This window comes from Natrinema gelatinilyticum, from assembly GCF_024266705.1.
Lineage (GTDB): Archaea > Halobacteriota > Halobacteria > Halobacteriales > Natrialbaceae > Natrinema > Natrinema gelatinilyticum.
In genome coordinates this window covers 289,553-315,169 of record NZ_CP100757.1, presented here as the reverse complement: position 1 = coordinate 315,169, position 25,617 = coordinate 289,553, and the positions used below count along the sequence as shown (strand labels likewise).

The following is a 25,617-nucleotide window of genomic DNA, read 5'->3' as shown; positions in this document are numbered from 1 at the left end:
CCTACTCGCTCACGGCTAACGCCGTTTGCTCCGTGAGGGTGGAGCTTCCTGGTTCCACGACGCGCTTTGCAGGAACCGAATGGGTGTCCGTCGGGAGCGCAGTCTCGACAGGCGTGGATTCGGGCCATCTCAACCGGTCGACGCCGTTACGGCCACTACTGATCGCCACCTACTCTGATAGTGACGCTCGCAGACGCCTCGTTTTTGAGGCTCGCATCCGTATCGAGGGTGATCCGGTGCGCGCCGACGGAGAGTGCGTGCTCCACGAGGACGCCGCCGGAGCCGAGGTACCCGTCGATGCTCGAGGACCACTGGAGGGTCCCCTCCTGGCTCGCGCCCGTCGGTGAGCGCGACAGTCCGAGAAACTGCACCAGTTCTCCGTCGGCGAACCGGTCGCCCTCCTCGGGGGAGACGATGAACGGCTCACGGGGCTTCTGCGAGATGCGGACGGGCTCCGACGTCGCGACGCCGGTCCGGAACCCTTTGCTGGCGACGACCTGGAAGCGACAGTCGTCGCCGCCAGGCAGCCCTGCGGGGTCGACCCGGTATTCGATCCCGCGGACGTCACGGCCGATGGTAGACCAGGTGGTGCCGCCGTCGTTGCTGTACCGGACGTGCTGTACCGACTCGGCGTCGGTCGGTTCTGACTCCGTCCGAGTCGTCGCAGGTCCATCCTCGTTCGGGTACGACCAGGCGATCGTCCGGCCCTCGGATAGCAGTTCCTCGCCCGAGCCTATCGACTCCATCTCGACCTCGGGGGGGTCCGAGGTGATCTCGAACGTGTCGAGTTCCTCGTCGTCCCGCGAGAAGACGATCTCGGCGGCGTCGTCGTGCCACGGGACGTCGACGAGGAACTCCATGTGGTCGTCGTCGAGGGTCCGACCGAAGTCGGTCTGCCGGAGCCGCTGGCTCTCGAGGATGCGTCCCGAGGGAGCGCGTAGCTCTACGACGTATGGAGAATGTTCCCCAGTCCGCCCGAGGTGCCGTCCTGGGAGCTGGATGCCTGCGCCCGTCCACGTGATTCGGCCTGATCTGGCGATCGTGACGGGTAGGTAGAACCGCTCACGGGGCTCCCGTCGCACCTCTGGGGGGTCGGTCCCGCTCACGCTGGCCGGGCCAAAGCAGCGAAACAGTCGCTCATACATGTACGGGGACACCCAGTTCGGAGCGCAGTAGCTCATGAAGTCGTGGGTACTCGTCGGGTCGTGCACGACGCCTTCCTCGACATCGAATCCGTACTCGCCGATGCTCGCGGCGGGGTACGACGCGTCCCCGTAGTCGGGATAGTCGTCGTCCGGGCTGTTCGGGTTCCCACAGGGTGCGTGGTCGCTCCCAATGCAGTTGTGCCCGATCTCCTGTGCCATCGTCGGTCCGGCGTCCACCTCGGTGATGCACTTGCGGTAAGTCGCGTGTCCCACCGACCCAGTCTGGTTCGGACCTCCGGGGATCACGGCGACGTAGATGACGTCCTCGCCGAAGTCCTCGGTCTCGAGCAGATCGTTCACGATCTCATAGATCGTCCCTGTCGACCCGCGTGCGCCCGAGCCGCCGCTCTCGAAGAAGGAGGTGAAGTCTCCATCGTACAGTTCGACAGAGGTCTTTTTGACGCGAATCCCGCTGATTGGGTAGGTCCTGTGGGTGAAGCGGGCAGTCCGGAAGAAGTCCCGCATCGTCGGTGCATCCACGTCCCACGGACCGTCGGCCCTATCGTCGTTCTCGTACCTGATGCGGACAGCCCTGAGATCAAGGTACGAGTGTCGCGTAAACTGGACAGTTCCAATGCGGCTGGTAGTCGCGCCGTCAGACTGGCCAGCGTCGGAGATCCGCACCCACATCGCCAGCCTCCCGCGACAGCGTCTGGAGGGGATCCGGAAGTTCAGTGTGTGATTCGCCTCGCCACGATCGATGTTGCGTGACATGCGGGGGTCGATCGCCCCATTGATGGGCGTGATCGGGTCGGACCACTGGTCATCGCTCTCCCCCTTGGTTCGGAGCTGGCCCGTGACGGACTGGATGCCCGACGTCGCCAACACGTCGGGGTAAACGCGGAGGACGGTCGTCTTGCGCCCGACCAGGGGAACGTCGTTGTCCGGGCAGGGACCCGATCGGCCCGATCGGTCGGGACAGGGGTTGAGCTCGGACCGGAAGAACTGCGTCGCCTGCGTGTACTCAATGCCGTCGATCTCGAGCGGCAGTGGTGGCGGTGGCGGCGGTGGGCCGCCCCCGTCGTTACACCGACGGCGGAGGTCCGCGATGCGCTGGTCGATCCGCGCTCGCACGTCGGGGTCGTCCACGCTCTTTCGCAGCTTTCGGAGCTCCTCCATCGCCGCTCGCGGTTCTCGACAGTGCCGATGCTGGGGTTCTGGTGTGTCACGTGGAGGCATGACACAACTCTCGACGGAATAGTGAATAAAACAGTAGGTCTCTCCCGTCCGGTAACATGGGGATATGGCCCCTACCGGTGCGAGGAAGACTTCCCCCTGCGCGGCAACAACCGGCTGCTACGGCGTCCGACCGACGGCTTCGAGAGAACGTTCGCGGCTCGTTGACGTCCGTTACTCGTTGATGTATGCGCTCCCTCGCGCAGGCGGGGTACCGCGATACACTCTCGCTACTGAGAGGTTCACGAGGCCAACCGGACCGCTCCGAGGCCAACGTCCTGCTGGGGGTGTAGCGGTGGTCGGTGGACCTCAGGATAGCGCTGGTCCATGCGGTCCCTACGAGCGCCCCGAGATTCCTCCGATGGCGGCCCCAGGACGACAGAGGACGGTGCTCGTGTCGTGGACGCTCTACTCGAGGACGTCGCGGGGGACGCTGGCGTCGATCCGCAGGACGAGGAACCGGTTCGTCTGATTGTTGATGGACTCGCCCTTTTGCTATCGACTCCGGTTCCGTAGCGTTACTGGCTGACACAACCGCTCTATCTTGCACGAGATTCCTGACGGCAATTCGGTAGTTGGTCTAAGTCTTTGCGAGATACAGAGCGTATATGCAGTAGGAAGCCAGCAATAGTTCGGAGGCGGCAACTCGCTCAGCGTCGCCCCTCGACTCAACCCGTCCAAATATCGTCCTGCCACGCATTATGTCACTCAAGAGAGGACTAATCCACATCTCTCACCTCTCGTATCAGTTGTGCACATCGTTCGAGATGGGCCAAGTAGGGGATGTGTCCAGCGGCGACGGTCTGGAACCGAACATCAGGAATCAGTTCGATGCCGTCGCGCACGTCGTCGGGCCCACCTAACGTGTCATGGTCACCCCAGATAACCGACGTTGGGGGCTGGAGATTCCGCAGCTCGTCCTTGCTGATGCAGACAGTCGGATGCCACCCCCGGACCGAAAACAGCGCGTTGAACTCGCTGAATCCGGCTTCGGCTGCCTTCGGGTCGCCTTCGTGGGCGGCGATCGCATGGATGAACGCAGGATAGTCCGTGATGGCCTCGCGTTCCCCGAAGATTTCCGCGATGTCGAGAACGCCCTCCTCACCCGGTTTTTGCAGTCGTCGAATTAACCGGTTGAGTCCGGGAACCGTGAGGAGTCGGAGCGGCACCGGTGGACGGGTCCCTGGGAACGCCGGGACGGCCCCGACCAGAAACAACCGCCGAACGCGCTCGGGATAGGCAAGCCCGAACAGAATCCCCGTGTGTCCACCCATCGAGTGGCCAATGAGGTCGACTCGTTCGATCCCTAACTCGTCAAGGACGCCTTCGAGGACGTCGACAACCGTCCGCTGGAGGTTATCCTCGGTGTACACGAACGGATCACTGAGACCATATCCCGGCCGGTCGAAAGTGATCATCTGCATGTCATCGAGATGTCCCATGAGTGGCGCGAAGAAGGCCCCGAACGCTGCCGTGCCATGCACGAACACTAACGGAGTGTCCCCCTCGGATGTCCCGGTTTCGAGGACGTGCGTTCGTACCCATGGCTGCTTGACCTCGACGAACCGGGACCGGGGTTCGAGTCCGCACGTCTCGAACAAGCGACGCTGTGCCGTCTCGAAATCCGCCATCTCCGCTCCCTCCGGTCGTGTGTCGTTACCGGTGTTTGTTGAAGCCCTCATTAGTAACGTCTCCGTCGCACGTATTTCGATAGGCGACCTCGTCAGGCTCTCTATCGACGCACGCATCATCCCCTCTTTAGGCCACGTAAGATGTTAACATTTACCGGTCAGGCGCTGTCCTTTGAGATATGAGCGAAGGACAGCGAGGTGGATGGCAGTGGGCGGATGTACCCGTTCCTGAACCCCACGTTGCTGGGTTACTCGTTGGAGGGGGCATCCACTACCTGGTACCAGTGCGTGCAACGGCGAACCAGCGACTCGCCAAGGCCGTGGGCTGGCCGTTGATCGGAACCGGATTGCTGATCATCGGGTGGGCGGTCCGGACGATCGGGGACCCCAATGGTCGACAGCTAACGGGACTCGTGACTACCGGGCCGTACGCGTTCACTCGGAACCCGATGTATGTCGGGTGGTTTGCGTTGTATCTCGGACTCGCATTGGTTCTGAATATTGCATGGTTATTCGTCGTGTTTCCGGCGGTAGTGGTATCCTGCCATCGGGTCGTCCGACGGGAGGAACGGACCCTGGAACACGACTTCGGCGACGAGTACCGTTCCTACCGGCGCAAGGTTCGTCGGTATCTATAGCAGTGAACTCCCTTGTCAATGCGTCTCCGTTCAGGGCGACCGTTATGCAAACCGGTTGAATAGCTAATGCGATCGGAAAGACCTGAAACCCAAACAGTCATCCTGCTGAACCCATCCTCTGTATCACGCACGTCGGTTCTAACAGCCTTCAGAGAGGTTGATCGGGGCATGCAAGATAGAAGGCGCGAATGTCACACGAGATCTGGCCCGATTTGCCATCTCGGCGCGTACAGTGATCGTCAAGGCGATGATCGAAGTCGTCATCGACGTCGACACCCACGAGGTTACCAAACGGATGACCGAGTGGGAAGAAGTCGACTTCGTCTGGCAGGTCTCGGGCGAACAGGACATCGTCGTCGGCGCCACCGACATCCGTGTCGTTGTCGTAACTCATCACGCAGGTGCGCGAGTAGGAAGATGTCGTGAGCACGAAGACGCGGCTCATCCTCGACGAGCAACTCGAGTGACGTCCCGACGAGGCTGCTCTCCTATCAACTCACTCGTGTGGTTGTTGGCTCTTCGAACATCGCAAGCGTATCGCGTTTCCTCACACGTTCGGCTGTACCTACGTGAAAACACTCACCACCTCATGGCAGCGAGAATTTTCTACGACGGGCAGCCGACAGTATCACTTAGCTTTCTCGTCGTCGCATTTCTACTCCTTTTTAAGCTCTTTCTCGGGTTCGTCTTCTTTCGGCTCCTCTTCGTCCGGCTCGATGTCCTATTCGTCCGGAAGGGAATCCTCCGTGAGGAGTATATCGAACGGCTCATCGGCGGGTGCACTCTCCGTCTCGAGGTAGCCAACCGCGAATGCGGAGTAGACGGCCCCTCCGGCGAGGGAAACGTCGATTTCGAAGACGCTGGCCTCTCGGTCACCCGCAGGATAGATGACGAGCGTATACTCGCCTTCCGGGACTTCGATGTAGCCGGATTCGCCGAAAGCGACGTTCTCGAACAGTGCGTCCCCGTTTTCACCGGCAACGACGTCTACCGCAGGCGCGTCGGGTGAGGCGTGGAGGACACGAACGCGAGCGGTACCCGGATCGACCGGGCTGTTATCGTCCTCAAGTACCAGCGCCTGGAGGGGCTGGTTTTCGGCGGCCACTTCGCCGATCACCGCGAGGGTGGAGTCCCCATCGCCGATCTCGGCGGTCTCCTCGAGCACTGCTCCGGCCGGGTCTTCACCGGCGGGGACGACCTGGATCGTGTACGTGCCAGGCCCGAGGTCGCGGTATTCGGTGACCGTCCGGTACGAGATGCCCTCGCGGACCCGCTCTCCGTCGACGTAGACGTCGATGTTAGGTGCGTCGGGTGAGAGGTGCGCACTTCGACTCCGGACCTGGGTATCGGTCGGTTGGTCGTCCGTTTCATTGTTACTCGAGGCAGCCGTGGTACTTCCGACGCCGCTGACCACCACGAGGCCGCCGCCGATCCGTAGAATTCGTCGTCGACTTACGCGATCTCCAGTCATGCGTCTGTCATGAAGGACAATATCGATAATAGTGCTAATAGTTGCAGGTGCAGGCCGATGCATTCCGGGGCTGATATCCAACGCTTTGGGCCGGCCGAGCGAACCACCCGGTATGGAAGAATTCGAATACGTCCACGCTCTGCCCGTCGCCGTCGAGTACGGCGACCTCAAGCTGACGATCACGCCCACAGCCGTCGAAACGGAGCGTGGCCTCGTTCTGGTCGACGTCGGACCCGGGGGATCGCCGACGCCCTCGAGGTCCGCCTCTCGGATCTGGGCTATGGACTCAAAATTCGAGGGGACACTCGTGTTGAGAACGCTTGAGTTCTATGGAATATCGTCAGTCGTCATTGCGAGCGCGATGCCTCGTCGCCAGCAGATTCAACATCGAATTCGAGTTCGTTCGCTGCCTCACCCTCGTAGACTGCATCGTCCTCATCAACGAAACCGAGTCGGAGGTCAACGTCGTGCTCACGGAGGATATCACGCATCGTCCAGCGGTCGACATCAGCAAGTCTTGCAGCATCACCGAGCGTGATCCGCTCGCGTTCGTAAGGGGCGACCGCAGCTGCAGTGCGCTCGTTTTCGTGGTCCTGCTCGTTTTCGTGGTCCTCGAAGTATTCGCGCACGAACTCTCTGCACATCATCTCGTTCGAGTTCGATCGATTTGACTCCATCAAGTGTACAGAGTGATTCGATTGCTGTTTCTGATGCAGTCACTCTGAGCGTCGCACGTCCGATTTCGGCGTCGACAGTTGCACCAACCTGCTCAATTAGCTCACAGACGGTGTCATTGTCGTACTCACCAGAGACACCGATGAGGAGCGTTACCTCTATTGGACTCTTGCTCCCACGCAGATCCTTGACCTGTGGATCGATGTACTCTGGCATTCTATCTGTGGCTTCGACTGCAAGGAATTTGGTTCTTTCTTCTATAGCTGGATACGTGGCATCTCCCTCAGTGCCGGTAATCTTCCGGGCAGATTTATCAACCAACAACGAACACAATTACCAGTTCTGTTGGCTAACATGGACTAGCTACGAGCGATTCAGATCTTTCCGGAGTAGGTCAAAGTCATCTACGCGTTCGGTATCACCCGACTACAGCGCAGCAGCGAATGCTTCGGATGTCTGGTCAATGGCCGTTGTTCTCTAGCCATCCGTGTAACTCCTCGGAATATGGGACCGCACTGGAACGACGGACAATGGAGATTGTAATGGAAATCTCTGCCAACAGCAGAGCGTGATCTCGGTCTCCAACACCACGGTGTCCGGGTATACTTGTACTGACGGATGGTGTCGACTGCTATGACGGACGAGGCCGAGCCGGTGAAGCACTGTACCTTGGTTGAGCCAGTGAATCTCTGGACTGCACTTGAGGCGGCCGCAATCGAATATCTCGATGTCGACGAACACCGAACGATAGTGATCTATCAGGAAGCAATCCTCATGGTCATCGCCACAGAGGGGCAGGCAACGGCAACACGGGCGTTCGACGTCGAACTCTGGAAGCGATCTCCGAATGACCCTGATCGCGATTCCGATTCGCTCCTCGCTACGTTCACCGACGATCTGGTGGAGACCACTGAAACGATGGACTCAACAGAGACGGCTGGTGTCCACGGATAGGTGTGGCCACAGGAGTAGATCATCGCCCAACCGGGCTCATTCAGATCGACAAAACGACTAATCTACCGCGATCGCGGTTGTACGTGTGGTTTCGTTACGTGTTGGTCTCTCGTTCGATCGGTCGACGTTGGCTCGAACTCGAGACGGGGTTTGGCATGTTTCCCGAGGACATCAGGTGTCACTGGCTCTCGAGAAGACGCCTTTGACACTTGCAGCGCCATCGTACACATACGTGGTCACTCTCACGCGAGAGCCACGATGACGGCTGGTGTAACGAGAAAAGAATCGAGTGTGCCCATTTTTGAGAATTGCTCGAGATCATCGCAAAAACGAATCGTCGACCCCGACAGACGTGACGAAACGAAGCAAAACCATGCCTATCTGGTCGAGAAAAATCGGTTGCTAAGAGACCGTATTAATGACCTCGAGGCCACGGTTGAACAAAAAGAGGACCGAATTACCGAACTTGAGGAAGAGATCGAACAGCCCAAAGTCGACCTCGCAGACAGTAACCGAGACACAGACACGAGTCCTGGTGAACGGGCAGTCACCCCAAAGGAGGGCAAGAATGAGTCCAGGGCAACGTCCGTGTGGGGAAAGACGAAACGATTGTTCGGAAACGATCCTGACTGACGACAAATTAGCGTTCGAAGAAAGCCTGTATCGAGAATGAAAGCTGGGGTACGGGAGGGATGTTCCTTTCTGGAGCGTTGAACCGTAAGTTGGCACCGCCACCTATTTATAACTCGTTGCACAAAATCAGATAGTGTCTGAAATTGCGCAACGAGGTATAACAGTATGTATCGATGCGTATCCAGATACGGATACTGAGGTCTTCCGAATCGGGGCTGCAGATGATATCCTCCGTCTTCTGGCCGACGCCCACGAAACGGAATATACGATACCGGAACTCGTCGACGCGACTGGAGTTACTAGATCAACGGTATGGCGAGCAATCGAACTTCTCGATAACATCGGTGCCATACGAATCCGGGAGACCCCGCAACGGAACTATGTCGCTATCAACCCGGATCGACTTCACAAAGACGATCCAATCCTCGCCATCGCTCAATCGAAATTCCACGCACCGATCCGAGCGTTTGTAGAAGCCATCCAAAAAGAGACCCCAGACGTCGAGGACATCGAGGAACTTCTTGGAATCGTCGTCTTCGGAAGCGTTGCCCGAGGTGAGGCAGACCGCCAGAGTGATATCGATCTTTTCGTTGTCGTAGAAGGTGACCGGACGTCCGCCCGTCGCCTTGTTACGGATGTCGTCGCCGATCTACAGAACGAGCGCTTCGATGGTGATCGATTTGAGTTCGAGCCGTACGTAGAATCCATCGAAAGTGCACACAGAGCCGGGTCAAAACTCCAGGAGATATTCGATGAAGGTGTCACAGTAAACGGAAGTGAACAACTTCACGCCCTCTGGAAGACAGTGGTCGCCGATGAGTAGTTCACAAATAGAGCAGCTCATCGACGACGTCCAAGCCGCGTTCGACTTTCGGCCGACCGAGATTGAACCTGGACTTGATGTCGAAGACGCAGCACTCCTTCAGTTGCGGAAGGCCTGTCGATTACTCGCCGGCGCCGAAGCGTTGCGTGACGCCAAATATTATACGCTGGTGATTGAGGCCTCGTTCGTCGCTATTGAACGGTCGGTCGAGTTTCGCCTTCTTGAACGGGGGACGATGCAACCGGATGATCTTCCTGGAACTCACCCTGGAGTATACCGAGAGGCAGCAAAGACAGGTATCGTAGCAGAATCAATTGCGGATGATCTCGCCGATCTCTGGCGTGATCACCGAACGAAGACATACTATCAGGATGGTCTCGCCTCAGCGGGCCGAGCTGAAGCGATGCATGCGCTCGCAACCGAAATTCATGCCTTCATTGTCGGTCGGTCTCGATATGGACACGAATGTCTCTGTACAGAGACGAACCAGTGACCTCCTCCTCGCCGTTTTCGTCGAGGTCGTTCGAGAGCGCAACGTTCTCTCGTGATCACGAAAGATCGAAGATCTTTCGAACGACTTCCCGCGGCACCACACCGCTGAGTTGGGATGTTTGCTGGTTTGTAACCCCGCCGGCATGACAGAGTTACTGGCAGGGCCACACCGCCGTCACTCCTATCCGAGCGTGTCATAGAATCCAACTCATAGCTTGAGTTTCTCACGACCTGAATCGTCTCCTCGCTCGTAGTTGAGTTGGTAATCGCAAGGACGATCCGGAGACACAGCGCAACGAACACTTCTGTTCGTGCGTGGACGCGGCCTGGGGTGCGGACGTGCCCGAGGCCGCAGTCCTTGACCGCATCGTTAGTTCGTTCGACTCCTGTCCGGTGGTTGTACGTCTCGTCTAAGATGGATTGCTTCAACCGAACCTTCAGAGCGTGACCGAGATATAGAGCAGACTCGAGGTGAGCAGGCCGATACGACGTCTGAATGCGATAACGGCTCAGGAACGGCTTCTCTGTGGGGTCGATTATTCGGCGATAGCTCCAAGTAACAGTAATTGGTAGAACCATCTCTTCAGTTCAGAGAGAATTATGGCATGCGGCACTCGATTTGATAAGTAGGTATGCGTACTGAACGCAACGGTGTATATTCGTGTTGATGCCAGTAGTCAAATGAACGGTACAGCAAGTACAGGTGGGCGTTGAGCACGCTCGATTCTCTGTTCCTCAACGAATAGTCAACTCACTCCTCGCGATCGGATAACCGCTCGGACAACCGATCCAGTTTCTCCTGAATGACCTTGTTGAAACCCTCAATAGGTGATAGGTTTCAACAAGGCTATTGCCTGTGAACTACTCCGCCCTACCGCGCTCGGGCCTCCCCGGCCCTTGCTTGTTAAGGACGGAGCTTCCTGTTTCTGTGTCGGAACGTGCAGGAACAGATCCCACAGCGTCCACAAGACGCGGAGCGTCTCGTGCGGCCCGGCAGAACGCTGTTGGCGTTCTGCGGACGGTTCCAGACTCCACAGGCGGCTTCCCTTGACAGGTGGTTCGGAGTGTCCCACTCCTCCCGGTTCGACACTCGGCCACAACCGACGATGCACGCTTGTTGTCGCGTTTGAACACCGCCGGAAGCGTGGTGAGCATCTTATTCTCACCTTCGACCGAAGGGATAATAAGGGTACCGATTCACATGAAACCAAGATGTGCGGGCGTTGTATCCCCTCCCTGCTCGCTTCGCTCGCTGAGGATAGCGCGGGACCGTCGGTCCCACTGACCATGCGAACGGCGTCGCCGTGAGCAGAAGGGGGCTTAGCGCCCTCAATTACAGCTAAAACCGACCAAGCCTGAGCATGAAGTCGAAAAGACAGATGCGATTCTTGCAGGGCTGGTCATCCAATACGTCAGAGACCGCTCAACACGCGGCGTAATCGTCCTCACTGATGATAAGCCTGCCAGACAGGGTATCGAAAATGCCGTCACTGCTCAGGGATATACCGATGCAATCTCTGTCTACAGTCTTAAAGCGAGAGTGCCTCGGGGCTTAACCCCGAGGATGAATCGCGTAAGCTTTATTAATTTTGCTAACGTGTTTAAAGCTACAGTTGTACGAATGAAAGACCGTACTTCATCGCAACTGTACACAGTTGCGGAGGAATGTGGCTCTCTCAAAATCCACGTCTTCGGCGTGGTGCGACGGACGCCATCGGGCCGTGGTGGAGCGGCCGACCCTCACGGACACACCACGTGTTCGGGTGTGAATTCCAGATGACCCATCTCAGGAAATCCGAGGGGAATTAAATTCGCCTGCGTCCATCCGTCCGTTTTTGGACGGTATGGACAAAACGGTGAAGCCTCGGGGCTTGTCCCCGAGGTACTTCACGGATTAGCGGACATCATTGGCGATGATCCAGGTGACTCAATGCGATTAATCTGAGTTGATCCAGTCGTCTCGTACGTTCCGTACTACCACCTGGTCCCGGAATCTTCATCAGTCAATATACTTATATTCAGATATGTACGATCTCACTGCATTCCAGCGTGACCTCCTGTACGTGATCGCCGGCCAGGACGAGGAGGAGCCACATGGCCTTGCGATCAAAGACAAACTCGAGGAACACTACGAAAAAGAGATCCATCATGGGCGGTTGTATCCTAACCTCGACGAGGCCGTCGACAAAGGACTCGCCGAGAAAGGGTAGGCCGATCGTCGGACGAACTACTATACGATCACAGCGCGTGGTCAACGCGAACTCGAGGACCGCCGGGAGTGGGAAGATCAGTACGTTGGTGAGGTTCTCTCAGACTCGGAGTGAGTGGGTCACGACCGCTGAGCGTGCGCGCTGGATGGTTGGAAGTATCTTCGTGGTGGATACGGCGTCCACCGATTATCGGACGCAGGGACACACCGCAGCTGTCAGTCGTCGTGGGTCGCTCGTTCCCGATCGCCAAACGTCGATTCCGAACCGGAGAGGTCCTGAATAGAGCGGTCGGTCCACGTATACGGGACATACGGTTCGTCACCTACGTCGAGCCAGGTTTTGTGTCCTCGCGTGTGACTATCCCACATCGGTTGGAGTCCGGAGTCGAACCGGTTGTCGAGCGATTTCCGCGCCTTTTCGCTCAACGAGAACTCAAACTCATCTGACAGACCCCAAAACTCACGGAAGAAGGCGGCGAACTGCTTGCTCATTCGCATACTACTCTCATAGGTTTTTTTCACGTCGTCAATGAGATTGTCTCCGTCGCGAATGCGCTCACGTTCTCCCACAAACCATTCGGAGACCGGCTGTGCCGTCTCGGCGCGTTCTTGCATCCGCTCTTCGCGGAGTCCTTCGGTCGCGTCCTCGTCGAGTTCCCACTCGCCCCGGACAGCTGAATTGTGTTGGGATTCGTCATCGACCTTCTCGACGACGACGCCGTAGGCGTCTTCCGCGTGTCGGGGAAGGACGTACCCATCGTGGATGTCCGACAGGACGTCTTCGGGGTCGCGTTCTAGCGGATCTCCTAGCCCCGAGCCGCCGCGGAGGTAGTTCAGATACATGTCGTAGTCGTCGAACTCCTTGGGCGTGCTAATGCCTTCGGGACGACGAGTGATCTCACCGTCGACGGTGGACTCGAACGCACCGCTTTCAGGGTCGAGATCGTGCTGTGGATAGTCGTCCTGGTTCTCGAAGCGCTCCTCGAGGTCGGTATTTCTGGCGTTGAGGATGTAGCCTGATGCGGCAGGGTAGCCACCGAAGAGGCCACCGTCGCTGGTCATGTAGCCGTTGCCCATCTCGTAGAGCAACCACCTGCTGACGTCTTTGACAGTTCGCATCGATTCGAAGCCGGCACCGCCTGCCCGGCGGCCCACACCGCCGGTATTGGGTTTGGCCGCACGTCCGAGGAACGGCAACGGTTCAACTGTTTCCCACGCTTCGGCGTCACCCATATCTCCTTCTGGGTTCCAGACCGCCGACGCGTGTGGCTCGCCGTCTTCGACATACCGAGCACCGACACCCTCACAGGCCGACTCGAAGGAGTTGACGGCGTGGAGTTTGTCGAACTGGTCGATACCGCCGCCCTGCAGCCAGTTCGAGGTGTTCGCGTTGCCGGCATTGATCTCTTCCCAGAAGCCGCGCGAGTAGTAGCCCCGTGAGAGGTGTTGCCAGAGCGGTGCCCACGCTGACACGAGGAAGTGCCAGGCGTAGGCGTGGGCCGTCTCCGTATTCTGGGTATTCGCCCATGAGCCGACTGGGAGGTGAAAATCACAGGCGTAGTAGGCGCCGTCGTTGACTAACTCGTTCGGGATCACCGTCTGGGTAAGCATTACCCAGATACCACCTTGGATTGCAGCCGGCGTACAGTTAAACGGGTGCCAGCCCCACTTGTTCGCGCCCTCGAAGGTAACCTGAAATGTCCCGTCTTCTCGGACGTGAAGCTCCGAGGGAGCGTGCATGATGTGATTCTCCTGGGCGTACTCTCGACTGATGTTTTCCTGATCCTCGTAGAGTGCGTCGACGAACGAAGCACCGCGATAGGTACCGGGCAGCATCGTCCTTTTGATACGATTCCGGAAGCCCCGACGGCCGTCCTCGACGGCTTCATGAGAGAGTTGCTTGAACGTCTCGACCCCGTGTTCGGCTATCATCTCCTTGACCGAATGTCGGATCATCAGGCAACCAGTTATCCGCGTCCGCTCGTCGAGCTTGAGGAAATTCGGTGTTCGCGTCTTGGCCGGGTATTCCTTCTTCCAGGAGTTGTAGAGTTCGAAGTCCTCGCCGATTTTACGGGCCGTGTAGTAGGCACCGTCGCCGAAACGAGAGGCCTGTGAGACGTTCATACTCCCGGGCCCAATCGCACCGGTATCGATGACGTGATTCACGCCGCCGACCCACGCAATAAGCTCCCCATCATGGAAGATGGGAATGATTGTCATGAGATCACACGGATGCACGTCGCCGACGTGGGGATCGTTATTCACGAAGATATCGCCGGGCTCGATTCCGGGGCTCTCCTCGTAGTCGTGGTTGATCATGAACTTGATCGCCTCGCTCATCGTGTGGACGTGGACGATAATCCCCGTCGAGACGGCGATCGAGTCGCCCTCCGGGGTAAAGAGGCCGTAGCACAGCTCACCCTCTTGCTCGACGATCGGCGTCGCAGACACCTCTTTCGACGTCTCACGTGCGTTTACGAGGTCGCCACGGAGCCGCGCATAGAGTTGCTCGTATCGGATCGGATCTCCGTTTTTTAATTCCAGTTCTGATAATCCATAGTAGTGACCTGTCGCTTCCGTCTTATCCTCGAGTTCGGCTAACTGTTCGCGGAGCGTCCTGCCGTTCCAGCCAATTCCTTCACCTCGCTTTCGCTTTTCCCGCACTATTTCTTTTTCGCGTTGTGCTTCGATTCGTTGGTCGTCAGTTCGATTAGATGGGGTCATGAATCTCTGGGTAATGTATAGGTTTAGCGGATTGGTGTTCGTGGGGTAACGCGGATTCGTGACAGTCGCGTACAGTCAGTCTCCATATTCGAGGTCCTCCAGAATGATCGCGTGTTCGCCGACGACGAAGTCGCCTGAGATATCGTCGTAGAGTAAAATCGATTGCGTTAGATCGTCAATCCGAGCCTTGCCGGTCAGCGTTCGGTCGGTAATACCGATACAGATTCGATTTGCGTCGAATTCGGTCGCGAACTCGACAAGTGTCGACACGTCGTATCCCTTAGGAAGCGGGGTGATCGTGTAGTCTACCCCGTAGTTGAGCATTGGGTTCACTTCTTGAATGAGTGGACCGAGACACCGGACAGTCGGCAGTCTGAGAAAATGGACTCGTTCACCGTCATCTACGACCGATCCGAGGATCTCTCGAATGGACGCGTGGTGTTCAACTGATTTGATGAGGATGATCGTCGTCATTCTTGCGGACCAAAGAGAAGTGCGCAAAAGTTATGCTCGACGCGGCGAAGGCGCGCGGAAAGCGTCGAACGACTGATGTCCAATTCGCTCGCGATCTCCTCCGCTGTCACCTCCTGTGGCACCTTGAAATACCCCATCTGATAGGCCGTCTCAAGTACCTCCAACTGTTCTTCGGATAATTTCCCAGACATGCTCTGCTTGATTTTGTTCCCTCCAAGTGGAAATCCGATGCTTTCGGTCTGGGTCGTTCCGATCAGTTCGAGCGACCCGTGTTCCGTTTCAATCGCGTCGGCTACTTCCTTGAGATGGTTCCAATCGCGAACGGACGCCATCACCTCGAGATGGGCGTTCTTCCCGACTATTCGGTGTGGGATCGCCTGATTTTCGGTTAACAGTGACAGAACAGAAGCGTCGGAAAGGTTCGCCATCACACCGAGATAGTAGATGTGATGGTTCAGTTCCGCTTGCGTGACGTCAACTACATTCATGGCTGATATTTCGTCCGACAGGCGGTCTGCTGTAATTTCAGAATTGAATTTAATTGATAAGAAGAGGAAAACCATATCACCAGAGACTGGCAGCGCATTGTCTATTTCGATACTCTTGACTGGCTCGTCGATATCAAAAAGGTTTGACGAGATCCCCGCTAATCCGATCTGGAATTCGATTCGAAGCATCTCTTTAGCGTGTTCGCCTGCCGTCTATCGTCGCGAATTCGGTTGTTCGCATTCTTCTATCGACGGTCCGTCATAAATCCATACGAGCATCGATTAGTATTGGCCGATAGTCCTTGATTAGTATATCAGTACGTCCTTCAACAGGAGTGTCATCGTTGACAATTGTCACGACTGTGTGTGACATATGCAAGCCTCTCATAAAACTCATACCGTTCCCGAGAATTTTGTCGGACGTGTCTGGTACTCGATGATTTCCACTCGAATCTCGTTGACAGCTCGTTGCTCGAGAAACGCGACGGACACATCACCGGCACCCTGACGCAGTGACGTGACGGCTGGGGCGGTCTCGTACCAGCTGAGTACCGAGTCGTGGAGCTGCCTAAGTGTCAGAGTGTTCTTTTCTATCATAGTCCATCACGTGACCAGATCGTGCAGAACGGAAAGGGATCTCTCGGGAGATTACGCTGATTCGCGCTCCGGCGTCGGAATTGGCTCCTCGATCCACTCGTTGTAGAACGTCTCAATGTCAGGCTCGAACTCGTGGATGAGCGGATAGCCCGGCATGACGTTCGTCACCTCGAGCAGCGTGTTACAGCCTGGACAGAAGAACTCACGCAGCTCCATGTAGTCTGGATGAGGGTGCATATCTTCCGGGTAAATCTCGAGGTACGCCTCCTCGGAGTCGCGGACGTTGATGAGTGCGTCCATCTTCCAGTTCTTGTCGTGTTCACAGAACTCATGGCCACAGTCGCACTTGATCACCCATCTCTTGTCCGGTTTCGCGACCACGTACAGATGGTCTGCATAGGGGATGATGATCGGGTCGTCCCAATCGACTCGTTCTTGCAGGACATCCCGGACCTGCTGGAATCGGTCCGCGTCCTTGAAGTCGCTCATCATGTCGTGCAGCTGATTCCACTCGAGGTTGTCGTCGACCAGGTCCTCGATGTGTTCGCGTGGGTATGATTCTGGCATTGGTAGTCACCTCGTATTAGTCGTCGTCCGTTGCTGGTTCTGCGGTCATGTCGCTGAACGATGCGTCAGGCGTCGGCAAGTTCTGAATCGTCCGATCGGCCGTCCAAGTGTAGGGCACTTCCGGCTCGTCGTCGCGGCCGACGCCGAGCCATGTCTCGTGGCCCTTCGTTGGGTTGTCCCACTTCTGTTTAAGCCCAGACTTGAATCGGTTCTCGAGCGATTTCTGCGCCTTCTCGCTCAGCGTGAATTCAAAGTCCTCGGGCAGGTCCCAGAAGTCGTGGTAGAAGTCGGCGAACTGCTTGCTCATCCGTATGCTGCTTTCGTAGGTCTTCTTGACGTCGTCGATGAGGTCCTTCTCGGTACGGACGCGTTCGCGTTGTTCGTCATACCACTCCGTGACCGGCTGGGCCGTCTCAGCACGTTCTTGCATCCGCTCTTCGCGGAGTTCCTCGGTCGCGTCCTCGTCGAATTCCCACTCGCCTTGGACGGCGGAGTTGTGCCTGGCCTCGTCGTCAACCTTCTCGACGACGACTGCGTAGGCGTCCTTGGCGTGACGTGGGAGCACGTACCCATCGTGGATGTCCGCAACGACATCCTCGGGGTCACGCTCTAGGGGGTCGCCGAGTCCTGAACCACCACGGAGGTAGTTCAGGTACATGTCGTAGTCGTCGAACTCCTTGGGCGTACTAATCCCCTCCGGACGACGGGTGATGTCGCCGTTGATCTTGGATTCGAAGTCACCGCTCTCGGGGTCGAGGTCGTGCTGTGGGTAGTCGTCCTGGTTCTCGAAGCGCTCCTCGAGGTCGGTGTTCTGGGCGTTGAGGATGTAGCCTGATGCGGCAGGGTAGCCACCGAAGAGGCCACCGTCGCTGGTCATGTAGCCGTTGCCCATCTCGTAGAGCAACCACCTGCTGACGTCTTTGACAGTTCGCATCGATTCGAAGCCGGCACCACCCGCACGACGGCCCGCGCCGCCCGTGTTCGGCTTGACGGCTCGTCCCAGGAACGGCAGCGGCTCGGTCATCTCCCAAACCTCGGCGTCACCCATGTCGCCTTCCGGGTTCCAGATCGCCGCGGCGTGTGGCTCGCCGTCTTCGACATACCGAGCACCGACACCCTCACAGGCCGACTCGAAGGAGTTGACGGCGTGGAGTTTGTCGAACTGGTCGATACCGCCGCCCTGCAGCCAGTTCGAGGTATTTGCGTTGCCGGCATTGATCTCTTCCCAGAAGCCGCGCGAGTAGTAGCCCCGTGAGAGGTGTTGCCAGAGCGGTGCCCACGCTGACACGAGGAAGTGCCAGGCGTAGGCGTGGGCCGTCTCCGTATTCTGGGTGTTGGCCCATGAGCCGACCGGCAAGTGGAAGTCACAGCTGTAGTAGGCGCCGTCGTTGACGTTCGAGTTCGGGATCACCGTCTGGGTAAGCATCACCCAGATGCCGCCCTGGATTGCCGCGGGTGTGCAGTTGTACGGATGCCAGCCCCACTTGTTCGCGCCCTCGAAGGAAACCTGGAACGAGCCATCCTCCCGGACGTGAAGCTCCGAGGGGGCGTGCATGAGGTGGTTTTCGTTCGCGTACGCACGAGTCAGGTTGTCCTGTCCCTCGTAGAGGGCGTCGACGAACGAGGCACCGCGATAGGTACCGGGCAGCATCGTCTTCTTGATGCGGTTTCGGAAGCCCCGGCGACCGTCCTCGATCGCTTCTCGCGAGAGCTGTTTGAACTGCTCGACACCGTACTCGTCAATGATGTCTTTGACCGCATCGCGAATCATCAGACAGCCGGTCATCCGTGTCCGTTCATCGAGTTTGAGGAAGTCCGGCGTCCGCGTCTTGTCCGGGTAATCTTTCTTCCAGGAGTTGTACAGTTTGAGATCCTCGCCGACCTTACGGGCCGTGTAGTAGGCCCCATCGCCGAAACGGGAGGCTTGCGAGACGTTCATACTCCCAGGCCCGATCGCACCGGTATCGATGACGTGATTCACGCCGCCAGCCCAGGCGATGAGCTCTCCATCATGGAAGATGGGGATGAGCGTCATGATGTCGCATGCGTGAACGTCACCGACGTGGGTATCGTTGTTCACGAAGATATCGCCAGGCTCGATGCCGGGACTCTCCTCGTAATCGTGGTTGATCATGTACTTGATCGCTTCGCTCATCGTGTGGATGTGCACGATGATCCCCGTCGAGACGGCGATCGAGTCGCCTTCCGGGGTAAAGAGACCGTAGCACAGCTCACCCTCTTGCTCGACGATCGGCGTCGCAGCGACCTCCTTTGAGGTTTCACGTGCGTTCACGAGGTCGCCACGGAGCTGGGCGAACATCTGTTCGTACTCGATTGGATTGTTCTGTTTCAGCTCGAGTTTTTCGAAGCCGGCGTAGTGGCCCGTCTCTTCGGTTTTTTCCTCGAGGTCTTCGAACTGCTTACGAAGCGTCTGGCCGTCCCAGCCGATGCCGACACCCTCTTCTTGTTGTTCGTAGACCGTTTCCTTCTCGCGTCGCATTCGGGGAAAGCTTACCCCCTCATCTGGTTCCGTACTCATGGTGTATTTGTGCTGATTTCGTCACATCTGTTCAGAGCCAGATGCGAGCTCGTACAGTGCACCTGCCACACCGGTCGACCGAGCTTGAGAGCAGCGGTCACGGAGATGGGCAGATGCATCTCCGTACGAAATCAATTTCTCGCGCTATTCACTCGTGGTGAGATGGTGGACACGGTGTTCGTCTAACCGTGTCTCACAATCTGGTGGTAACGCGTACGTCGTGGCAGCGCCCTCCAGGATCGCCGGGCCGCTGAGTTCGTTGCCAGGCTGGAGCGCGTGTAGGTCGTAAATCTTTGTGTCCAGCCACTCGCCGTCCCAATATGCCTCTCGTGTATCCTTGTAAGCGTCTGCAGGCGGCTCCGGTCCCTGTAACACCTCCGTTGGGATTTCTGGCTTGACGACATCGCGGACACCGCGGACGGATGCTTGTGTGACAGTGTGTCCAAGTTCCGGCGAGCGGGCCTCCTCGGAGTACTGTCGGCGGTATCCCTCTTCGAAGGTATCCAGCAGCCGCTCGAGTTTCTGCGGCGAATCGACGCGCCCAACCGGAGACTCGATGTCGATACTGTTGAGTTGGCCCTGGTACTGGCCGAGGATGTTGTACTGGAAGTCGATCTCGTCACGGCCGATGTTGCTGTTCTCGAACTCGTTTTCGACCTTCTGCTCGAGGCTCTTCCAGACTTCTGTCAGCGCCTCGCCGGCGGTCGCCGCAGCCTCCTCCATCGAGAGGTCAGGATCGATATCGATACTGGTCGTCTGGTCATAGCGGTACTCGTAGTCCGCTGCGCCACAGCCAAAGGCCGAGAACCCAGCCGCCCACTCGGGAATGAGCACCTCATCGAAGCCGAGGTCCTTCGTGTATCCTGCCGTATGCACTGGACCGCCACCGCCGTAGGAGAGGCACTTGAAGTTCGATGGTGCGTACCCTTCGCCGGTCACGACGGCCTCAAGGTCGTTGCGCAACTTGCTCTCGAGGATGTCGATGACGCCCTGGGCCGCCTCATAGACACCCATATCGAGCGGGTCGGCAATCTGCTCTTTAATCTCTTGTTTGGCAATGTCCCGGTCGATCGGCATGTCGCCGCCCAGGAAGTTCTCTGGGTTGATCCACCCCATCGCGACGTGACAGTCCGTCACTGTCACCGTCTCAACGTTGGTTTCGACTGCGCTCACGCCGACCTTGTCACCGGCGCTTTCGGGACCGAGTTCGATCTTGTCGAATGTGGGATTCACCCGCACATAGCTCCCAGTCCCTGCACCAACGCTTTCCATGTTCACCATCGGTAGCGACAGGAGCAGTCGAGCCATTTCCGGGCTGTAATCAATCCGCCAGTCGTTGTCGATGATGATGCCCATGTCGAAGCTGGTACCGCCGATGTCGGTACAGACGAGATTGTTGTAGTCGAGTTTCTGACCGAAGTAGTTCGCTCCGATCATGCCCCCAATCGGCCCAGAGATCAACGTTCGCGCCAGCTCGTTTGCGTTGATGTCGATCGTTCCGCCGTGACTCGCCATCACCCGCACACCGACGTTGCCGCCCTGCTCGTCGACGGCCTCCTGAATGTTCGAGAGCTGGTCCCGCGATGGCTCGGCGGCGAACGCCTCCGCCGTCACTGTGTTCAGCCGCTCCGACTCCTTGAGCGTCGGGTAGTACTCGCTCGAGAGCATGACCGACGTCTCTGCCCCCTGCTCGTCGATGATCTCACGCGCAATCTCGGCGGTCCGGTGTTCGTGCTTCCCGTTTTTGTAGGAGTGGAGGAACATGACGACGATGTGGTCGACGCCCTGGTCGAGCAGATCGTTGACCCCTTCGCGCACGTCGTCTTCGTACAGTGGAACGAGTGGGTTCCCCTTAACGTCGATTCGCTCTCGAACGCCGCGAATTCGATTGCGCGGGATCAGCGGCTCGGGATGTTTGTGCGTGTTGACGTGAAGTCGGTCAGAATAGGAGTAGCCAGTGTACGACTGGCGGCCACGTCCCATCCGCAGTGTGTCCTCCATCCCGCCTGTGATGAGGATGCCGACATCGACCTCGCTTTCCCGTTCGACCAGCCGGTTAAGCATCGCTGTGCCGGAGTAGACCGTCGACACAAGGTCTGGGAACCCCTCCTCAACGCTCATCTCCCAGTCCTTGAGGGCGTCTTGGGAGGACTTAATGAACCCTCGCGATTCGTCGTCCGGCGTGGTTTTTGCCTTCCCCACAGTAAACTCGCCATTCGAGTCCATGAGGAACGTATCAGTCATCGTCCCGCCAGCATCGATCGACAGGATCTGTGCGTCGTGTTGTGCTATGGGATCGCCTTCTGAACTTGCCATCAACAGCTGCGATACCGTGTGGTAAGTTATTCCTTGTCACGAATGTGGCTGTACATGGACGACGGCCAATGACACTGCATGACATATGTTTTCGCTTTAAAAAGTGTATCTCGCTCGCGGAACGACGCCAGTCAACAGGCTAGTCGATCATCCAAATCGAACATTGCCCGTGGTTTCCGGATAACGATCTACCTTTGAGAGCGAGAGAGTCCCGCCCTTCCCGTGAGGCGGGAGCGTTCCGACAATACGTGTCGGAACCGAACCGAATGCCGAATAGGGCGGGCGTGAATCGCGTCTGCTCTGACGAGAAACCGCCACGTTACTGCTGGTCTTGAGTCTCCACCGCATTGAGGCGGTTTCCAGCACCTCGATCTACGCTTCATCGAGTGAGAGGCCAGTTGCTTCTATAACTGATTTTGTTTAGTTGTTATTGTACAATGTAAGATCACGTCAGCTCAGTGGTCGGAGCTCCCTTGGTAGAGATGGGTATTGTGGTACTCGAGAAGGTCGGCACGGATCTCGTGGTCAGGTCGTCTGTCAAGTCGCCTTCCGTCAACTGAGTCGTCGTACAGGTGCTCAATCGAGTGGTTATCCGGGTCTACTCGAAGCATTCCGTTGTCGAAGTCTGCGTGGTGGTTCGGACAGAGAACAAGCATGTTTGACGGTGCGTCCGGACCCTCATGTGGGCGTCCAAGCGGCTTGATATGGTGTACCTCTGAGTATCCATCGCCATTTCCTTGCTCAAGTCGAGCATTACACACCTGACACCGGTCCTGATAGCGCTCTTTCAACTCGTTCACTTGCGTTGTGTCACGCTGTATCCGGTCGTACTCGGTCGTAACTCGCTTCGGAGACTCGAGACGGCTCGCCAGTGAGACCGGTTCCACATCAAAGAGTGCAGCGTCAAGCGACCCGAAGTGCTGTCGGAGATCGGCGACGAGGTCATCGTCGACGCGCATGAATCCGTTGACGACTTTTCGTTTCCCGTAATCCAGTCGGTCCCAGACGTCGTCGATACTCGGTGCCCAGTCCTGATAGCGCGTGACTGTAAAGACGTGGCGACTTTCGGTGTGGTTCCACAGCCAGTTGCCTACTTCGGGACTCTCGAAAATGTGGCCGACCTGGCCGGCGGCGAAAAAGTCGCCGTCAGCGTAGAACAGGAGGTGGTCGGTCGGACGCAGGCGACGGATGTAGGACTGCTTTGCCGGACTCTCGGTCTCGGTCGTCCCCCAGATACGAGCCGGGAGGAATGGTTCGATGACCGCAGGGGTGTCCGCATCGGTGGTGACTGGTGAGTTGACCGTTCTCTTGAACTTCGGTCGCCATTCGTCCGAGACGGGCACCAGATAGAGGCCTGGTGGTTCAACGGTCCATGTACTGGATTCGGTACCACTGATTCGGCTTCCATCCTGTCGTTTGAGCTGTTGTTGGACGCGGCGGACTGCGTGTTTCCACTCTGCTTGGTCGTTGCCGTTTGAGCAAACCTCGTCGCAGCGATAGTTGTCGTCACAGCGGGCCGGATGGGCGTCCTTCACTGCTGGGTCGAAGTCGTCCGTGGTTCGTCGCTGACCAGATGGGACGCACGCAAACTGTGAAGCGAGCAAGGTGTCCTGCAACTGTCGGATGTCATGCCGCATTTGGTTTGGGTGTCGGGTTGGTGTGAGAAAAGTTTTGACTCAGTAGTATGTCCTATTCCAAGGAAACTTGCAAGCCTTCGACTACTCGACAGCCTGCGACCATATGAGACTGCGTTTCGGTACCGTGTGAGCCCTATGCAGATCGGATCTCTGCTCACACATATCTGAGAAATACGAACATATATTGAGCATGACTACGTACAGTTGGATATGACTGAGTTCGATCCGGCCCCAGAATCTGACGCTGCTCAGCGGCGGTGGCAAGAGGGTACGGACACGTTTGGTCGTGTCTACGATGTTGCCCTTGGAGTGACATCGCCCACCGCGTACACCGAGATTGCGGAGCTTGCCGATTGCTCTCCGAACGCCGCTAAAAAGCATCTCGAGCGTCTGACCGAGATGGGTATCGTTCGAGCAGACCGTGATAGCCGCCCCGCGCAGTACGAACGAAACGATGGGTATCTCGAGTGGCAGGAGTCCAGCCAAATTGCAGATGAGCTCTCCATCGACGAGATAATCGACCGCGTGGCAGCACTCGAAAAACAGCTCACAGAGTATGAGGAGCAGTTCGGAACCACTGACCCGACAGCGGTCTCGATTGTCGAGAATGACGACCACGAGATGGTCCATGAACAGATGACTGCGGTTAGTGAGTGGCAAGGCATTATTCGAGAGATTCGGCTGTATGAGCTTGCTCGACAGCTCTCCCAGAATGATGGGCATCTAATTCCTGCCTGAATGAGTCGGCCACCATCGGATTCGGCCCCTGACTCGACAGTGCCACCGGATCGCCAGACGTTGCGATTGCTCGAGCGACATCTCACATCGGATTCACTCGTCGCCGAGACAGCATTCGATCCAGATTCCTACGAGCCGCGACTCCTCAAGGCGTTCCTTGATATGGAGCGATATCCAGAATCAGTCTCAACAGCCCGGCTTGACATTCGGTGGTTCACGACTGGGGATTTCACATTCCACTATGTCGAAGATCACGACGATAGCAGCCAGTGGGAATGCCGTTGGGACCGGCACCCAAACACGCACAATGCCCGGTTACACTTCCACCAGCCACCGACTGCCAACGACATCACTGATCTTGAACTCCCGTCGCTCCACTCGCTTGAAGTGTACTCGACGGTACTTACTGCGATCGAGCAGCGTCTCGAGTCTCTCTGGTCTCGTGAAGGTATGTGACTCTCACTGGCCTCTCGCACACAGTATTTGCGAGGATGACAGCGGGGTTTTTCTGCCGTGTTGAATAGCGATCCAATCGGCTGATATCACGGATTAGAAGGGCGAAGCCGAGGAAATCGATTCTGACCTATGGAAGTCGATCTCCTCGACTTCGTTGAGCAGTGTCGGCACCTAGCCAAACAAGCGTTGGGGAAGCACGCGGGCGAGCCGCCAGCGGCGGGTTCGCCCGCTGGGTGCACGTCGTTCTGCACTGTTTCCGGCTCGAAGACGGCCACAGCTACCGTGAAACGCCGAATCGGCTGAAGTACATGACCGAGATTCGTGATGTGCTCGGCTTAGACCGAGACGATCTTCCTGAGTTCACCACGATCTACAAATCGTTCGACCGTCTCAAAATGTGGGTGTGGCGGGCGTTGCTGCGCTGAAACGCGCAGCAACACCCGCAGTCTGGTCACGCAGCTCTCGACAGTACGTTCTTCGACCGCCGCTCAGCCTCCTCGTACTACCGCCAGCGGTCTGGAAGTGACGTGCAGACGCTGAAAGTGACGACATTAACCGATGTAGACTCACTCGCTGTTCTCGACGTGCATATCTCAGCACGGTGGAAACACGATACGAAGACTGGGCCGCAGGTCGTCCGCCGGAACGCGGACGACCTGCTGTCCGTCTCGGCTGACAAAGCCTTCCACAACTGGCACACCAAGTACGAATTCTATGCGCTCGGTGTCGAACCGCTCATCTTACAACGTGGATCGAGACCACTCACGGTAGGACATAACGCGCTCATCCGGGCAAAAGGTTACTCACAGCGCTGGATGGCCGAAACTTCCTACTCAACGACGAAGCGCTCGCTCGGCGACGCCGTGCGAGCGCTGGGCTGGTATCGACAGTTTCGTGAGATCGTCCTCATGTTCGCCATCGCCAATATAGAACCGCTCTGTGAGCCACTCTAACTATGATTCAGTAGCTATTCAACACGGCAATTTATTGCTGAATTCGCACTGTTGGACACACATGATTTCTGTCCATACTAGCACTAACACCGGCATTTCCGAAGCTTTCGGCTAACTCGGTCAGAATCCACTCACGGCATGTATTCTAATCGGAGTATTTTCTCGCCCCGAGATGGGTGCGGGGCGGTCGAACTGCCCCGAGATAGCGTATGACTTCTGAG

Annotated in this window: 19 protein-coding genes and 5 pseudogenes; 11 read left to right on the top strand and 13 right to left on the bottom strand. The window is 57.4% G+C overall.

What is annotated here, in order from left to right; genetic code table 11:
- Positions 1-155 precede the first annotated feature (155 nt).
- Entirely contained in the window at positions 156-2,384 is a 2,229-nt protein-coding gene (locus NJU76_RS19550) for a hypothetical protein (protein WP_254533483.1), read from the bottom strand.
- A gap of 716 nt (positions 2,385-3,100) precedes the next feature.
- Complete coding sequence (locus NJU76_RS19545; protein WP_254533482.1) at positions 3,101-4,063, bottom strand: alpha/beta fold hydrolase; 963 nt, start codon at positions 4,061-4,063, stop codon at positions 3,101-3,103.
- 128 nt (positions 4,064-4,191) lie between these two features.
- Between NJU76_RS19545 and NJU76_RS19540 the strand changes: the two genes are divergently transcribed.
- Entirely contained in the window at positions 4,192-4,650 is a 459-nt protein-coding gene (locus tag NJU76_RS19540; protein ID WP_254533481.1) for a methyltransferase family protein, read from the top strand.
- A 202-nt stretch (positions 4,651-4,852) separates the two neighbouring features.
- Positions 4,853-5,063: pseudogene (locus NJU76_RS19535) on the top strand (Lrp/AsnC family transcriptional regulator); the annotation flags it as partial.
- 308 nt (positions 5,064-5,371) lie between these two features.
- Here the strand turns inward: NJU76_RS19535 and NJU76_RS19530 are convergent.
- From NJU76_RS19530 to NJU76_RS27345, 3 genes are all read right to left on the bottom strand, one after another.
- The gene (locus NJU76_RS19530; protein WP_254533480.1) at positions 5,372-6,121 is read right to left on the bottom strand and encodes a DUF4397 domain-containing protein; all 750 of its coding nucleotides are present in this window, start codon (positions 6,119-6,121) and stop codon (positions 5,372-5,374) included.
- Positions 6,122-6,468: 347 nt separating this feature from the next.
- A complete protein-coding gene (locus NJU76_RS19525; protein WP_486642023.1) occupies positions 6,469-6,765 on the bottom strand; it encodes a UPF0175 family protein in 297 nt (98 codons plus the stop codon).
- Entirely contained in the window at positions 6,647-7,012 is a 366-nt protein-coding gene (locus tag NJU76_RS27345; protein ID WP_486642027.1) for a hypothetical protein, read from the bottom strand. Before NJU76_RS27345 ends, NJU76_RS19525 begins: the two co-directional genes overlap by 119 nt.
- A 417-nt stretch (positions 7,013-7,429) precedes the next feature.
- Here NJU76_RS27345 and NJU76_RS19520 point away from each other — a divergent pair, with 417 nt between their 5' ends.
- The 4 genes from NJU76_RS19520 (at position 7,430) to NJU76_RS19505 (ending at position 9,699) form a co-directional block, all read left to right on the top strand.
- Positions 7,430-7,750, top strand: a complete 321-nt coding sequence (locus NJU76_RS19520; RefSeq protein ID WP_254533478.1) for a hypothetical protein — start codon at positions 7,430-7,432, stop codon at positions 7,748-7,750.
- 258 nt (positions 7,751-8,008) lie between these two features.
- Positions 8,009-8,383, top strand: a complete 375-nt coding sequence (locus NJU76_RS19515; RefSeq protein ID WP_254533477.1) for a hypothetical protein — start codon at positions 8,009-8,011, stop codon at positions 8,381-8,383.
- 142 nt (positions 8,384-8,525) lie between these two features.
- A complete protein-coding gene (locus tag NJU76_RS19510; RefSeq protein ID WP_254533908.1) occupies positions 8,526-9,206 on the top strand; it encodes a nucleotidyltransferase domain-containing protein in 681 nt (226 codons plus the stop codon).
- Complete coding sequence (locus NJU76_RS19505; protein ID WP_254533476.1) at positions 9,199-9,699, top strand: DUF8154 family protein; 501 nt, start codon at positions 9,199-9,201, stop codon at positions 9,697-9,699. Before NJU76_RS19510 ends, NJU76_RS19505 begins: the two co-directional genes overlap by 8 nt.
- 207 nt (positions 9,700-9,906) lie before the next feature.
- Here the strand turns inward: NJU76_RS19505 and NJU76_RS19500 are convergent.
- Positions 9,907-10,145 (bottom strand): annotated as a pseudogene (locus tag NJU76_RS19500) (transposase); the annotation flags it as partial.
- A 904-nt stretch (positions 10,146-11,049) separates the two neighbouring features.
- On the opposite strand from NJU76_RS19500, the pseudogene NJU76_RS27135 reads away from it, so the two are divergent.
- Positions 11,050-11,229: pseudogene (locus NJU76_RS27135) on the top strand (PIN domain-containing protein); the annotation flags it as partial.
- A gap of 493 nt (positions 11,230-11,722) precedes the next feature.
- Positions 11,723-12,022, top strand: a pseudogene (locus NJU76_RS19495) (PadR family transcriptional regulator).
- 101 nt (positions 12,023-12,123) lie between these two features.
- On the opposite strand, the gene NJU76_RS19490 reads toward NJU76_RS19495, so the two are convergent.
- The 7 genes from NJU76_RS19490 to NJU76_RS19460 all read right to left on the bottom strand — a co-directional run bounded on the left by NJU76_RS19490 (position 12,124) and on the right by NJU76_RS19460 (position 23,249).
- Complete coding sequence (locus NJU76_RS19490; RefSeq protein WP_254533475.1) at positions 12,124-14,631, bottom strand: hydantoinase B/oxoprolinase family protein; 2,508 nt, start codon at positions 14,629-14,631, stop codon at positions 12,124-12,126.
- A gap of 75 nt (positions 14,632-14,706) precedes the next feature.
- Positions 14,707-15,105 (bottom strand): hypothetical protein, encoded by a 399-nt coding sequence (locus tag NJU76_RS19485; RefSeq protein ID WP_254533474.1) that lies wholly within the window; start codon positions 15,103-15,105, stop codon positions 14,707-14,709.
- Complete coding sequence (locus NJU76_RS19480; RefSeq protein WP_254533473.1) at positions 15,102-15,782, bottom strand: helix-turn-helix domain-containing protein; 681 nt, start codon at positions 15,780-15,782, stop codon at positions 15,102-15,104. Before NJU76_RS19480 ends, NJU76_RS19485 begins: the two co-directional genes overlap by 4 nt.
- Before the next feature lie 459 nt (positions 15,783-16,241).
- A complete protein-coding gene (locus NJU76_RS19475) occupies positions 16,242-16,757 on the bottom strand; it encodes an acetone carboxylase subunit gamma (RefSeq protein WP_254533472.1) in 516 nt (171 codons plus the stop codon).
- 16 nt (positions 16,758-16,773) lie between these two features.
- On the bottom strand, positions 16,774-19,296 hold the full coding sequence (locus tag NJU76_RS19470; RefSeq protein WP_254533471.1) for a hydantoinase B/oxoprolinase family protein: 2,523 nt from the start codon (positions 19,294-19,296) through the stop codon (positions 16,774-16,776).
- A gap of 144 nt (positions 19,297-19,440) precedes the next feature.
- A complete protein-coding gene (locus NJU76_RS19465) occupies positions 19,441-21,612 on the bottom strand; it encodes a hydantoinase/oxoprolinase family protein (RefSeq protein WP_254533470.1) in 2,172 nt (723 codons plus the stop codon).
- A 455-nt stretch (positions 21,613-22,067) separates the two neighbouring features.
- Positions 22,068-23,249 (bottom strand): HNH endonuclease, encoded by a 1,182-nt coding sequence (locus tag NJU76_RS19460; RefSeq protein ID WP_254533469.1) that lies wholly within the window; start codon positions 23,247-23,249, stop codon positions 22,068-22,070.
- 210 nt (positions 23,250-23,459) lie between these two features.
- On the opposite strand from NJU76_RS19460, the gene NJU76_RS19455 reads away from it, so the two are divergent.
- From NJU76_RS19455 to NJU76_RS19445, 3 genes and pseudogenes are all read left to right on the top strand, one after another.
- A complete protein-coding gene (locus NJU76_RS19455) occupies positions 23,460-23,987 on the top strand; it encodes a winged helix-turn-helix domain-containing protein (protein ID WP_254533468.1) in 528 nt (175 codons plus the stop codon).
- Positions 23,988-24,443: a toxin-antitoxin system TumE family protein gene (locus NJU76_RS19450; RefSeq protein WP_254533467.1), complete on the top strand. Its 456-nt coding sequence runs from the start codon at positions 23,988-23,990 to the stop codon at positions 24,441-24,443. It begins immediately after the preceding gene.
- Between the two features lie 129 nt (positions 24,444-24,572).
- Positions 24,573-25,396: pseudogene (locus NJU76_RS19445) on the top strand (IS5 family transposase).
- Positions 25,397-25,617 lie beyond the last annotated feature (221 nt).